The sequence below is a fragment of the Campylobacter sp. CNRCH_2013_0855 genome, from assembly GCF_025773025.1.
GTDB lineage: Bacteria > Campylobacterota > Campylobacteria > Campylobacterales > Campylobacteraceae > Campylobacter_D > Campylobacter_D jejuni_C.
This window is the reverse complement of record NZ_JAKMTE010000011.1, coordinates 1-13,700: the sequence shown is the minus strand read 5'-3', so window position 1 is coordinate 13,700 and position 13,700 is coordinate 1. Positions and strand designations below refer to the sequence as shown.

At 29.2% G+C, this 13,700-nt stretch carries 15 protein-coding genes; 14 read left to right on the top strand and 1 reads right to left on the bottom strand.

Features of this window, described 5'->3' with window-relative positions; translation table 11 throughout:
• The first annotated feature begins 2 nt into the window (after positions 1-2).
• The 11 genes from gyrB to L8X40_RS06560 are packed head-to-tail and all read left to right on the top strand — an operon-like array spanning position 3 to position 9,116.
• Positions 3-2,321, top strand: a complete 2,319-nt coding sequence (gene gyrB, locus L8X40_RS06610; RefSeq protein ID WP_115644741.1) for a DNA topoisomerase (ATP-hydrolyzing) subunit B — start codon at positions 3-5, stop codon at positions 2,319-2,321.
• A 7-nt stretch (positions 2,322-2,328) separates the two neighbouring features.
• A complete protein-coding gene (locus tag L8X40_RS06605; protein ID WP_214100504.1) occupies positions 2,329-2,856 on the top strand; it encodes a zeta toxin family protein in 528 nt (175 codons plus the stop codon).
• A gap of 47 nt (positions 2,857-2,903) precedes the next feature.
• Positions 2,904-3,575: an urease subunit beta gene (gene ureB, locus L8X40_RS06600; protein ID WP_039617037.1), complete on the top strand. Its 672-nt coding sequence runs from the start codon at positions 2,904-2,906 to the stop codon at positions 3,573-3,575.
• Positions 3,572-5,269 (top strand): urease subunit alpha, encoded by a 1,698-nt coding sequence (gene ureC, locus L8X40_RS06595; RefSeq protein WP_261545340.1) that lies wholly within the window; start codon positions 3,572-3,574, stop codon positions 5,267-5,269. Before ureB ends, ureC begins: the two co-directional genes overlap by 4 nt.
• Positions 5,269-5,736, top strand: a complete 468-nt coding sequence (locus L8X40_RS06590) for an urease accessory protein UreE (RefSeq protein WP_052243344.1) — start codon at positions 5,269-5,271, stop codon at positions 5,734-5,736. The genes ureC and L8X40_RS06590 overlap by 1 nt, the downstream gene beginning before the upstream one ends.
• A 2-nt stretch (positions 5,737-5,738) precedes the next feature.
• Positions 5,739-6,407, top strand: a complete 669-nt coding sequence (locus tag L8X40_RS06585) for an urease accessory protein UreF (protein WP_263667566.1) — start codon at positions 5,739-5,741, stop codon at positions 6,405-6,407.
• Positions 6,408-6,417: 10 nt separating this feature from the next.
• Positions 6,418-7,017 carry an urease accessory protein UreG gene (gene ureG, locus L8X40_RS06580; RefSeq protein WP_263667565.1) on the top strand — a complete coding sequence of 200 codons (600 nt, stop codon included), beginning with the start codon at positions 6,418-6,420 and terminating at the stop codon, positions 7,015-7,017.
• Between the two features lies 1 nt (position 7,018).
• Positions 7,019-7,771 (top strand): urease accessory protein UreD, encoded by a 753-nt coding sequence (locus tag L8X40_RS06575; RefSeq protein WP_263667564.1) that lies wholly within the window; start codon positions 7,019-7,021, stop codon positions 7,769-7,771.
• A gap of 44 nt (positions 7,772-7,815) precedes the next feature.
• Complete coding sequence (queF, locus tag L8X40_RS06570) at positions 7,816-8,202, top strand: preQ(1) synthase (RefSeq protein WP_039617048.1); 387 nt, start codon at positions 7,816-7,818, stop codon at positions 8,200-8,202.
• Positions 8,203-8,255: 53 nt separating this feature from the next.
• Complete coding sequence (locus L8X40_RS06565; protein WP_263667563.1) at positions 8,256-8,897, top strand: porin family protein; 642 nt, start codon at positions 8,256-8,258, stop codon at positions 8,895-8,897.
• Positions 8,898-8,906: 9 nt separating this feature from the next.
• Positions 8,907-9,116 carry an alkylphosphonate utilization protein gene (locus L8X40_RS06560; protein WP_039617052.1) on the top strand — a complete coding sequence of 70 codons (210 nt, stop codon included), beginning with the start codon at positions 8,907-8,909 and terminating at the stop codon, positions 9,114-9,116.
• A gap of 14 nt (positions 9,117-9,130) precedes the next feature.
• Here L8X40_RS06560 and thyX read toward each other — a convergent pair whose 3' ends face one another.
• Complete coding sequence (thyX, locus tag L8X40_RS06555; RefSeq protein ID WP_087699097.1) at positions 9,131-9,763, bottom strand: FAD-dependent thymidylate synthase; 633 nt, start codon at positions 9,761-9,763, stop codon at positions 9,131-9,133.
• A gap of 99 nt (positions 9,764-9,862) precedes the next feature.
• On the opposite strand from thyX, the gene L8X40_RS06550 reads away from it, so the two are divergent.
• The 3 genes from L8X40_RS06550 to L8X40_RS06540 form a co-directional block, all read left to right on the top strand.
• Entirely contained in the window at positions 9,863-11,500 is a 1,638-nt protein-coding gene (locus L8X40_RS06550; RefSeq protein WP_087699096.1) for a CTP synthase, read from the top strand.
• Positions 11,490-13,061 (top strand): single-stranded-DNA-specific exonuclease RecJ, encoded by a 1,572-nt coding sequence (recJ, locus tag L8X40_RS06545; RefSeq protein ID WP_263667562.1) that lies wholly within the window; start codon positions 11,490-11,492, stop codon positions 13,059-13,061. Before L8X40_RS06550 ends, recJ begins: the two co-directional genes overlap by 11 nt.
• Before the next feature lie 68 nt (positions 13,062-13,129).
• Positions 13,130-13,700 (top strand): lytic transglycosylase domain-containing protein (locus L8X40_RS06540; protein ID WP_263667561.1); only part of this gene is annotated, 571 nt, incomplete at its 3' end.

The following is a 13,700-nucleotide window of genomic DNA, read 5'->3' as shown; positions in this document are numbered from 1 at the left end:
AAATGCAAGAAAATCAAAATTATGGCGCAGGAAATATTAAAGTTTTAAAAGGCTTAGAAGCTGTTAGAAAACGTCCTGGTATGTACATAGGTGATACCAACATAGGCGGTCTTCATCATATGATTTATGAAGTAGTGGATAATTCTATCGATGAAGCTATGGCAGGTTTTTGTGATACGATTAATGTAGAAATCACCACAGAAGGTTCTTGTATAGTAAGTGATAATGGTAGAGGAATTCCTGTGGGAATTCACCCTACTGAAAATATCCCTACTTTAACTGTAGTTTTAACCGTGCTTCATGCAGGTGGAAAATTTGATAAAGATACTTATAAAGTTTCAGGTGGTTTACACGGGGTTGGTGTGAGCGTTGTAAATGCTTTATCAAAAAAATTAGTTGCTACAGTGCATAGAGATGGAGAAATTTATCGCCAAGAATTTTCAGAAGGTAAAGTTACAAGCAATTTTGAAACCATAGGTAAAAGTAAAAAAACAGGGACAATCATAGAATTTTGGCCAGATGACCAAATTTTTGAAGTGACTGATTTTGATTATGAAATTTTAGCTAAAAGGTTTCGTGAACTTGCATATTTAAATCCAAAAATTACTATAAATTTTAAAGATAACCGCGTAGGAAAAGCAGAAAGTTTTCATTTTGAAGGTGGTATAAGTCAGTTTGTTACAGATTTAAATAAAAAACAAGCTTTAACTAAGGCTATATTTTTTAATGTAGATGAAGAAGATGTAAATGTTGAAGTAGCATTGCTTTATAATGATAGTTATAGTGAAAATTTACTTTCTTTTGTAAATAATATTAAAACTCCAGATGGTGGAACGCACGAAGCAGGTTTTAGAATGGGTTTAACTCGTGTTATTAGTAATTACATTGAAGCAAATGCTAGTGCTAGAGAGAAAGATTCTAAAATCACAGGTGATGATGTAAGAGAAGGTTTAATAGCAGTTGTAAGTGTAAAAGTACCTGAACCGCAATTTGAAGGACAAACTAAAGGAAAATTAGGTTCAAGCTATGTTAGACCTATAGTTTCTAAGGCTTCTTTTGAGTATTTGACAAAATACTTTGAAGAAAATCCTATCGAAGCAAAAGCTATTATGAATAAAGCTTTAATGGCAGCTCGTGGTAGAGAAGCAGCTAAAAAAGCTAGAGAATTAACAAGAAAAAAAGAAAGTTCAAGTGTAGGGACTTTACCAGGAAAATTAGCTGATTGTCAAAGTAAAGATCCAAGTGAAAGTGAAATTTATTTAGTTGAGGGTGATAGTGCGGGAGGTTCTGCAAAACAAGGTAGAGAAAGAACTTTCCAAGCGATTTTACCTTTAAGAGGTAAAATACTCAATGTTGAAAAAGCAAGGCTAGATAAAATTTTAAAAAGTGAGCAAATTCAAAATATGATCACAGCTTTTGGTTGTGGAATCGGTGATGAGTTTGATATAGAAAAATTAAGATATCATAAAATCATCATTATGACAGATGCTGATGTGGATGGTTCTCACATACAAACTTTGCTTTTGACATTTTTCTTCCGCTTTATGAATGATCTTGTAACAAATGGACATATTTATTTAGCTCAACCACCTTTATACCGCTATAAAAAAGGTCAGAAAAAAGAAATTTATCTAAAAGATGAAAAAGCTTTAAATGATTATTTGATCGAAACAGGTATAGAAAGCTCTACTTATGAAGGTATAGGATTAAATGATTTAAAAGATTTTTTAAAAATCGTTGCAGCTTATAGAAGTGTTTTAAAAGAATTAGAAAAAAGATTTAATGTAATTTCAGTGATTAGATATTTGATAGAAAATCCTGATTTAATAAAAGCTTCTAATGAAGAATTATTTAAAGTTATAAAAGAATTTTTAGAAAAACAAAATCACAATATCTTAAATTCATATATCAATGAAAATGAAATTCGTGTCTATGTGCAAACTGAAAATGGTTTAGAAGAGCTTATCATCAATGATGATTTATTTGCTAATCCTTTATATGAAGAGGCAAATTATATTTATCAAAAAATTAAAGATAGAGATTTAAAATTTGATAAAGATATTTTAGAAATTTTAGATGAAGTTGAAAAAAATGCTAAAAAAGGTGCTTATATACAACGCTATAAAGGTCTTGGTGAGATGAATCCTGAACAACTTTGGGAAACAACTATGGATCCAAGTAATCGTCGTTTGTTAAAGATTACCATAGAAGATGCTCAAAGAGCAAATGATACTTTTAACCTTTTCATGGGCGATGATGTAGAACCACGCCGTGAGTATATACAAGCTCATGCTAAAGATGTTAAGCATTTGGATGTTTAATCTTTAAATGATTTTTTTAATTGGAGGGCAAGGTCATAGTGGTAAGACCTTGCTTGCTCAAAAACTTCTTGAAAAATTTTCTTATCCTTATTTGAGTTTAGATCATCTAAAAATGGGTTTGATTAAAGGAATGAAAAATTTTCCTTTTAAAGTAGATGAGGATGAAAAAATAGCTGAGTTTTTATTTCCTATTGTAGATGGTATAATTCAAACTTGTATAGAAAATAAACAAAATTTAATCATTGAAGGAATTTATCTTATTCCAAAAAAGCTACAAAAATTTCAAAATCATTCTGATGTTAAAATACTTTATATCGTTTTTTCAAAAGAATATATTTTACAAAATTATGCATTAATCTATCAAAATGAAAATATTATAGAAAAGCGTTTATTTAGTGAAAAAGAAGAAATAAACACTCTTATTTTAAATCATCAAAAACTTAAAACTCAATGTGAAAATTTAAATCTTCCTTTCATAGAAATTCAAAAAGACTATGAAGCTGAATTAAAAAATGCAATAGAATTTTTTGCCTAAAAGTAAGTAAATAGTTATATAATATCTAAAAAATTATAAGGATTAAAATGCATTTTACTCAGCAGCAATTGCAACGATTAATGCTTCATTACGCAGGGAAAATAGCTAAAGATAGAAAAGAGCAAAAAATAAAATTAAATTACAATGAAGCTTTAGCTTATATATGTTATGAATTAATGGAACTTGCAAGGAAAAATTTAAGTGTAAGTGAATTGATGAGCATAGGAAAAACTTTACTTACAAGTGAAGATGTGATTGATGGTGTTGCAAGTATGCTTGATGAAATTCAAATAGAACTTCCTTTTGAAGATGGCACAAAATTAGTTACTATACATGAACCTATAGCAAATGATGATAAAATAAAAGCTGGAGAGATATTTTTATCATCAGAATTTATTGTGCTTAATGAAAATAAAACTTCTATAGAAATCAAAGTAAGCAATAAAGGTGATCGTCCCATACAAGTTGGCTCGCATTTTCATTTCTTTGAAGTTAATCGCTTTTTATCTTTTGATAGAGAAAAAGCTTATGGAAAAAGGTTAAATATCGCTTCAGGAACAAGTGTGAGATTTGAGCCAGGTGAAGAAAAAACAGTAAGTTTAATAGAATTTGGTGGTTTAAAAAAGGTTTTAGGTTTTAATAATCTTTGTGATGATTTTATCAATGATGAAAATAAAACTAAAGCTTTATCAAAAGCAAAAGAGAAAGGATTTCTTTGATTAAGATTAGCAAAAAAGACTATGTAAATATGTATGGTCCAACAACTAATGATAGAGTAAGATTAGCAGATACAGATTTAATTTTAAGAGTAGAAAAAGATTATACTTTATATGGTGAAGAAGTTAAATTTGGTGGTGGTAAAAATATCAGAGATGGTATGGCTCAAAGTGTGAGTGAGGGAGACTTTCCGGATTTAGTTTTAACTAATGCTTTGATTGTTGATTATACCGGTATTTATAAAGCAGATATTGGGATAAAAAATGGCTATATAGTAGGTATAGGAAAAGCAGGTAATCCTGATATACAAGATGGAGTTGATCCTAGCTTAATTATAGGCACAAATACAGATATTATTGGTGCAGAAGGTTTAATAGTAACTGCAGGTGGTATTGATACTCATATACATTTTATTTCCCCAACTCAAATTGAATGTGCCTTATATAGTGGTGTTACTACTATGATAGGAGGTGGTATAGGACCAAGTGAGGGAACAAATGCTACAACTTGCACAAGTGGGGCTTATCATATACATTCTATGTTAAAAGCTACGCAAAATTACCCTATGAATTTTGGCTTTTTAGGTAAAGGAAATTCAAGTAATAAAAATGCTTTAAAAGAGCAAATTATAGCTGGTGCATGTGGATTAAAAATTCATGAAGATTGGGGTGCTACTTCTAGTGTGATTGATGCTAGTTTAAATATAGCTGATGAAATGGATATACAAGTAGCTATTCATACAGATACTTTAAACGAAGCAGGTTTTGTAGAAGATACGATTAAAGCTATTAATGGTAGAGTTATCCATACTTTTCACACCGAAGGTGCAGGTGGTGGCCATGCTCCTGATATTATTAAAATGGCAGGTTTTGAAAATGTTTTACCTGCAAGTACTAATCCTACTATGCCTTTTACTAAAAATACCATTGATGAGCATTTAGATATGCTTATGGTTTGTCATCATTTAGATAATAAAATCAAAGAAGATGTTGAATTTGCAGATAGTAGAATTCGTCCTGAAACTATAGCAGCAGAAGATAAACTTCATGATATGGGTGTTTTTAGCATTATGAGTAGTGATTCTCAAGCTATGGGACGCGTAGGTGAGGTGATTTTAAGAACATGGCAAAGTGCTGATAAATGCAAAAAAGAATTTGGTGCCTTAAAAGAAGATAATGATTTAGATGATAATTTCCGCATTAAACGCTATATAGCAAAATACACTATAAATCCTGCTATTGCACATGGGATTGATAGTTATGTTGGTTCTATTGAAGTAGGAAAATTTGCTGATTTAGTGCTTTGGCAACCTAAATTTTTTGGAGTAAAACCAAAGCTTATTTTAAAAGGTGGCTTGATAGTAGGTGCAAAAATAGGCGATGCTAATGCTTCTATCCCAACGCCTGAGCCTATTATCTATGAAAAAATGTTTGGAGCAAATTTAAATGAAAATGCTTTACATTTTGTTTCTAAAGCTTCTTTAGATGCTAATATACCTGAAAAATTAAGTTTAAAAAGAAAATGTGTTGCGGTAAAAAATTGTAGAAATATCACTAAAAAAGATTTGAAATTTAATGATAAAGTTCAAGATATAGAAGTAAATCCACAAACTTATGAAGTAAAAATAAATGGTGAGCTTATTAGCTCTAAGAGTGTTGATTCTTTAGCTTTAGCTAGAAAATATTTTATGATTTGATGATTTTACTTCAAAATAAAATAACGCATTATGATTTAAATAAAGAATGCGATTTTTTAGAGCTTAGTTGGTTTGATACTTTTAAAAAGATATTAAGAACAACGACTTTAAAAGGACTAGATGTCGCTATAAAAATGCCTGATAATAAAGGTTTAAATCATAATGATTGTTTATATGATGAGGATTTTTTGATTTTAGTGAAAATCAAACCTGAAAAGGTTTTAAAAATTCACATAGAAAATGAATACAACCTTGCTTTAATAAGTTATCAAGTGGGCAATATGCATTTAAATTTATTTTATAAAGATCATAAACTTCTTACTTTAGAGCAAAACTCTATCATAAGGTTTTTAGAAAAATTTAATATAAAATACGAAAAATGTGAGGAAATTTTAGAGCCAAAATATATGCTTGATATGCCAAGTTTTATCCAAGTTGATCCAAATTTTAAACTTATTAAAGAATAAAGATGAATAAATTAAATTTTTTACTTTTACAAATTAGTGATTCTTCTTTTCCTATAGGAGCTTTTTCACATTCTTTTGGTTTAGAATCTTATGTGAATTTTGCTTATATAAAAAATATAGAAGATGCAAAAAAAGTTTTAAAAACTCAGCTTTATTCTAATATTTTGTATTTTGAACTTTTAGCTTTGAAAATAGCTTATGAAAATGCAAATGATGTAAAAAATTTACTAATTTATCAAAGAAAGTTTTTATCAAGTATAGTTGCAAAAGAACAAAGTCAAGCTTATGTTTTTTTAGCTAAACGCTTTGTAAAAAATGTCAATCTTTATGGATTATCAAATCCTTTATTAAATCAATACATTAAAGGAAATCAAACTCCTATTTATCCTTTTGTGTATGCTTTATTTTGTAAAGATAATGAGCTTGATTTTATGTATGAAAGTTTTTTATTTGCTTTAATGAGTAATTTTATTAATATTCTTGTGAAAATTGTGCCTTTGTCACAAAATGAAGGGCAGATTTTACTTTTTCAACTACAGCAAGATTTTCAAAAGGTTCTTTCTAAATTACAAAATTTAACTTTAAATGATTGGTGTGAAAATCACAATATCTTAAATGATTATTTGGGTATAAAACACCAAAATTTAGCATTTAAAATTTATATTTCTTAAAAGGGTTATAATGGTTAAAATAGGCATAGGTGGTCCTGTAGGTAGTGGTAAAACAGCTTTGGTATTAAATTTATGCCAAGCTTTAAAAGATGAACTTTCTTTGGCTGTGATTACGAATGATATTTATACAAATGAAGATGCAAATTTTTTAATCAAACAAGGTATTCTTGAAAAAGAAAGAATCATTGGAGTACAAACTGGAGGCTGTCCTCATACAGCCATTAGAGAAGATGCTTCTTGTAATCTTGAAGCTGTTGAACTTTTACAAGAGCGTTTTAGTGATTTAGATCTTATTTTTATAGAAAGTGGTGGAGATAATTTATCGATGACTTTTTCACCCGAACTTGTGGATTTTTTTATCTTTGTTATAGATGTTGCTCAAGGAGAAAAAATTCCACGCAAAGGTGGTCCTGCTATTTGTAGATCTGATTTAATGATTATCAATAAAATAGACTTAGCTCCTTATGTGAATGCTTCTTTAAAAATCATGCAAGAAGATACTTTAAAAATGCGTGGAGATAGACCCTTTATCATGAGCAATCTTCAAACTAAAGAAGGTTTAGATGAAATCATTGCTTGGATTAAAAAATACACACTTTTAAAGGATTGATTTGTTTGCTCAAAAGAGTGTTTTTCAACTTACATTAGATACTATCAATGAAAAAACTATCATAAAAAATTCTTTTTTCACACCTCCTTTTAAGCTTATGAGGAATTTTTATGATAAAAAATTAACTAGTATATATGTTTTAAATTCTAGTGCTGGAATTTTCAAAGAGGATCATTTAAGTTTTGAAATCATATGTAAGAAAAGTACAAATACCGCTATACTCACACAAAGTTATGAAAAGGTATATGATACTAAAGATTCTTTTGCAAGTAAAAATATTGATTTTACTCTTGAAGAAAATGCAAGCTTTTTTTATATGCCAAAGCCACTTTTGCTTCAAGAAAATGCAAATTTTATACAAAATACAAAGGTCAATCTAGCTTCTTTTTCAAGATTAGTTTATGTTGATTTTGTCATTTTTGGTAGAGTGGCTATGGATGAAAAATTTGCTTTTAAAAATTATGAGAGTTTAACTCAAATTTATAGAAATAACATTTTAATTTTAAATGATAAAATTAAAATCAATCCTTCCTATATGAAAGAAAATGAATTAAATTTTTTTGCAAATCATACGCATTATTTGAGTATTTATCTTTTTGGATACGATGAGTTTTATGAAGAATTAAAAGCTTCATTTGACGATATAAATCAACTTTTTTATGAGGGTTTGTGTATAAAAATTCTTAGCAATGAAAGTGAAAAATTACTTTTACTTCAAGATAAGCTTTTTAAATTTTGTCAAAATAAAATATAAAATATTGTGGTATTATAAAGTTTTAAAAAAACTAAGGATTATAAATGCGATATGGTGAAAAAGAAATCAAAGAATTTAGTGTAGAAAATATGGAAGTTTGGCCAAATGATGCAAAAAATGATTATGTGATTAAAATCACTTTACCTGAATTTATGTGTTGTTGTCCGCGTAGTGGATATCCTGATTTTGCTACAATTTACTTAGAATACATTCCAAATAAATTAGTAGTAGAACTTAAAGCAATCAAACTTTATATCAATACCTTTATGTATAGAAATGTTTCGCATGAAGCAAGTATTAATGAAATTTATAATACTTTAAAAGAAAAACTTGATCCAAAATGGATAAAAGTAGTAGGCGATTTTAATCCTCGTGGCAATGTGCATACTGTGATTGAATGCAGATCTGATTTAGTAGTGCCACAAAATTAAATTTTTATTAAAAATAAAAAGATATATTAAGTCTTATTTTAAAGGAGGAAAATATGAAATTAAAATTACTTAGTTTAGTTGCAAGTGTGGCTTTGATTTCAAATTTGGCTTTAGCAGATGAAAATTCAGGTTTGCTTTTAGGTATTGATGCAGGATGGTTTCATACTAAGGTAAAATCTGATCTTGAACATACTAAAAATAATAAAAAAATCAATGGTGATTTAGAAGGCGATGTTCCTGTTTTTGGTTTAAGAATAGGTTATCGTTTTAGTGAAAATCATAGACTTTATGGTGCTTATAATTATTCAAGTGAATTTAGTGATGTAATCAACACTACAAGATTAAAAATTGATGGAGAATTTACTACACATAAGTTTTTGCTTGGTTATGATTTTACTCCAAAAATATTTGAAAAAACAAGAGCAGTTTTAGGTGTATATGGCGGTTATGCAAGAACGGATATGACTTTAAAAACAAGTTTCTTATCTTTATCTCAAGACTTTGATGGTTATACGTATGGGGCAAAAATCGGTGCTTTGTATGAGTTAAATCAAGCAAATGAAATTGAGTTTGGTTTTAAAGCTGAACAAACTCATTATGATACAAGAAATTTCAGCACTGCTAATTCATCAAATTTTTATGATCCTAAACAAACAAATTATGGTTTATATCTAGGATATACTTATAAATTCTAAGGAGAATATATGCCAAAAGATGCAAATGGAACTGAACTTAATGCAGGTGATAGTGTAAGTGTTGTTAAAGATTTAAAGGTTAAAGGCGCAAGTACTACTTTAAAGCGTGGCACGACTATAAAAAATATTAAGCTTACAAACAAAGACACTGAAATTGAAGCTAAGGTAGATAAATTTGGTGTGATTGTTTTAAAAACTGAATTTCTTAAAAAAATATAAGTAAAAATTCCCAATCAATCTTGGGAATTTTCTTCTTGATAAACACAATGTTTAAAAATAAATTGATGTTCCTCAGGTAAGTTTTCAAATAAAGCATTTGCGAGTTGTCTTATCTCCCAAAGGGCTGATTTTGAGCTTCTTAGAGTAATAAAATTTTGCAAACTTCTTGCATTAATCGTTAAAGTTAATTCTGTTTTATAGCTTTCTGGTAAGCAGTATTTTGCTATGTCTAAACTAATACTATTTTGCAAAATCAAACGCAGATTTTCTAAAGCTTTGATACTTGCATTATCTACCACTTCATTTCCGGTTAATACCAAGTATCTTTTAGCATTTTCAAAGTCATTTTCTTTAAATTCACTTTCATTTCTTAGTTCTTTTAAAGTATATCTTGTGCTTTTGACACTAGGACTGGTGTGGCGGTGTCTTGCGACTTCTTGTAAGCATGCTCTTGAAATACCTTGTATATAAAAAGTATAGTTTAAATGCTCTAAGGTTGAAGCATGTTTGAATTTATTTCCCACTCGATCAATTAATTCTTTATCTTTTTCGCCACCACAATCGCCTTTGTCAAAACTTTGCCAACATGTTCTTGTTGCATGAGAGCATACAGAAAGTGGAGTATGATTTAATAATGTGACTTTCATCGAAAAATTCCTTCAAAAATAATTGAATTTTACACAAATGTTTATAAAAATAAAATTTTTTATTCGTTATAATTTCAAAAAAAGAAATAAGGCTATTTTATGAAATTAAAACAAACTAAGTATATTTTTGTAACCGGCGGTGTTTTAAGCTCATTAGGAAAAGGTATAGCAGCAGCTTCTATAGCTACTATTTTAAAAAATTCAGGTTTAAAAGTAAGTATTTTAAAAGCAGATCCTTATATTAATGTAGATCCTGGTACGATGAGTCCTTTAGAGCATGGGGAAGTTTTTGTTACAGATGATGGAGCTGAGACAGATTTAGACTTAGGACATTATGAGAGGTTTTTAAATGAGAGTTTATCTCAGGATAATAACTTTACTACAGGAAGAGTTTATCAAAGTGTTATAGAAAAAGAAAGAAGAGGAGATTACTTAGGAAAAACCATACAAGTAATTCCTCATATAGTTGATGAGATAAAAGATCGCATTAAAAAGGCTGGAGTTGATAAAGATATTTTAATTGTTGAAATAGGTGGTACAGTAGGAGATATAGAAGGCTTACCATTTTTAGAAGCCATTAGAGCTTTAAAGCTTGAAGTGGGTAAATACAATGCTATTAATATTCATTTGACTTTAGTGCCATTTATCAAAGCAGCAGGAGAGCTTAAAACAAAACCAACTCAACATAGCGTGGGAGAATTACGCCGTATAGGTATAAGCCCTGATATGATTATTTGTAGAAGTGAAAAATCTTTAGATAGAGAGTTAAAAGATAAAATCGCAATTTCATGTGGAGTTGAAAAAAACTGTGTTATAGAAAGTGTGGACGCAGCTAGTATTTATCAAATTCCACTAAATTTCTTAAAACAAGATATTTTAAACTCTATTGCAAGTTTATTAGATCTTCAAAATTTAAAGCCAAATATGAACGAATGGGATTCTTTAGTAAAAAGAGTCATCGCTCCAAGTAATGAACTTAGCATTGCTTTTGTAGGAAAATATGTAGATTTAAAAGAAAGCTATAAAAGTTTAACAGAGGCCATTATCCATGCAGGTGCAGCACTTGATGCGAGAGTAAATTTAAAATGGATCGATAGTGAAAAATTAGAAAATGCAAATATCGAAGAAAGCTTTAAAGATGTAAGTGGGATTTTAGTAGCAGGTGGTTTTGGTTATCGTGGGGTAGAAGGAAAAATCAAAGCCATACAATATGCAAGAGAAAATAAAATTCCATTTTTAGGAATTTGTTTGGGTATGCAGCTTTCTTTAGTGGAATTTGCACGCAATGTTTTAAAACTAGAAGATGCAAATTCTCATGAATTTAATCCAAATTGTAAAAATCCTATCATCTTTTTGATTGATGAATTTATTGACGCAAGTGGAGAAAAGCAAATTAGAACAAGTAAAACTCCACTTGGTGGAACTATGCGTCTTGGAGCTTATGAGTGTCATATTAAGCCAAATACACTTTTAAGTAAGGTTTATGATAATCAAAAAAGCGTAAAAGAACGCCACCGCCACCGCTATGAAGCTAATCCAAAATATAAAGAAATGTTTGAGAAAAACGGGCTTATTATAAGCGGGGAAAATGAAGGTTTGGTTGAGGCTGTGGAGCTTAAAGATCATCCATTTTTCTTGGCAGTGCAGTTTCATCCTGAATTCACTTCACGCTTAGTTAGAGTTAATCCAGCTATTTTTTCTTTTATCAAGGCATCTTTAACAAATCATGCTAAATAAAGCCAAAATAAAAGAAATTTTACATCAGCGTTTTATTAACGATACGCATGTAAAGCTTTGTGATTTACCTATGCCATCTTGTTTAAAAGATGTCTATAAGGGTGCTTTACGTATTAAAGAAGCGATTGAGAAAAATCAAAAGCTTGCTATTGTTGGGGATTATGATGTAGATGGGGTAATTTCTTGTGTGATTTTATCTGAATTTTTTGATGATATTGGTTTTGATTATGTAGTAAAAATTCCAAATCGTTTTAAAGATGGATATGGTCTAAATGAAGAAATTATCAATGAACTTGATGGGGTAGATTTAATCATCACTGTAGATAATGGTATAGCAGCATTTGATGCAGCAGAGCTTTGTTTGCAAAAAGGAATTGATTTAATCATTACTGATCATCATATGCCTCCAGCTACTTTACCAAAAGCTTATGCGATTATCAATCCTAAACAACAAGATTGTGAATTTCCTGATATTGAAATTTGTGGGGCTCAAGTGGCTTGGTATTTAGTCGCTGCGATAAAAGAAGTGTGTAAGATTAATTATAATATGTGTAAATTTATAGAGCTTTTATCTATCGCAATTATCGCAGATATGATGGAGCTTAGAGACTTAAATAGAGCCTTAGTTAGGAAAGGCATAGAGTGCATTAATGATTCAAAACGAGTGGCATTTAAAGCGATTAAGCAGTATTTTGGTAAGGATAAATTTGAGCTTGATAATATTAGTTTTTTAATTGCACCTTTGATTAATAGTGCAGGTAGAATGGATGATGCGATTATTTCTTATAAATTTTTGCATTCTAAAAATATCGATGAGGTTATGGGTTATTTAGAGCAAATCATTACTTATAATAATAGCCGTAAAGATGAAGAACGCGAGCTTTTTAAGCAGTGTTTAGAACAAGTTGATGAAAATGATCCTGTGATTATTGTTAATGGACAAAACTGGCATGAGGGTGTTTTGGGTATAGTTGCAAGTCGTTTAGCAAAGCATTTTAATAAGCCAGCCTTTGTTTTTTCAGAATGTGAACAAAAGGCTAAAGCTAGCGTTAGAAGCGTAGGTAGGATAGATATTTTAAATATTATAGAGCAAGCTAAAGAATTTGTTTTAAGCTATGGTGGACATAAAGGTGCAGCTGGAATTTTAGTTGAGCTTGAAAAATTTAGTGTTTTTAAAAATAAGCTTTATGAAATTTGTCAAAATATTCCTAAAGATGATTTTTACAATACAGATGAAGTTTTGGGTAGTATTGATCCAAATGAAGTTGATTTTGAGCTTTTAGAAATATTAGATTTTTTTGAACCTTTTGGACATAAAAACCCAAGACCTTATTTTAAATTTGATAAGCTTTTTGTAAAAAATAAAAGAAGACTTGGTAAAGAGGAAAATCATATGAAGCTTATTTTAACACAAGGAAATAAAACTTTAGAGGCTTTATTTTTTAACTTTGACTATGAGCCAGAAATTGGGGAAAACATCGATTTTATAGCTAGTGTTTCAAAAAATAACTTTAGAGGTTTAATTACTCCTCAACTTACTATTAAAGAAATTCTTAGATAATTTATTAACTTATTCACATATTTTTTATTTATAAATTTGCTATAGCATAAATACTACAAAGGAGTAAAATGTTAAAAAAGATTTTATTATTAGCAGTGTTTTTTAATTTTACTTTTGCTTTTGATACAAAAATTTTTATAGGCGATACTTATATACCTGAAAATTTTTATAAATACGACAGGGATTTTAAAGCTGCAGCTAGAAAATATAATATACCCATGGCTTTACTTAAGGCTATAGCTTTAACAGAAAATGCTGCATATAAGCATAATATCATCGGTAAAAATAAAAATCAAACAAGAGATTATGGTTTAATGCAAATTAATAGTATTCATTTAAAACGCTATGGAATTGGTGAAAAAGAGATTGTAAAATCTAGTGTAAATATTGACACAGCAGCAAGATTGCTTCATGAGATTATACAAAAGCATGGTTTTAGTTGGAATGCCATTGGAAGATACCATTCAGCAAATGATAAATATAAAAATATTTGGCTTGATAAAGTAATGAAAAATTTAGTTGCTATAGTTTTAAAGGACAGTAAAGATCTTTTTGTAATGGAAAAATTTAGAGCCTTTAAGCTTGCTTCTCTTTTGATAAATGTAGATAAAGAACAATATAGAGTTTTATTAGCAAAAA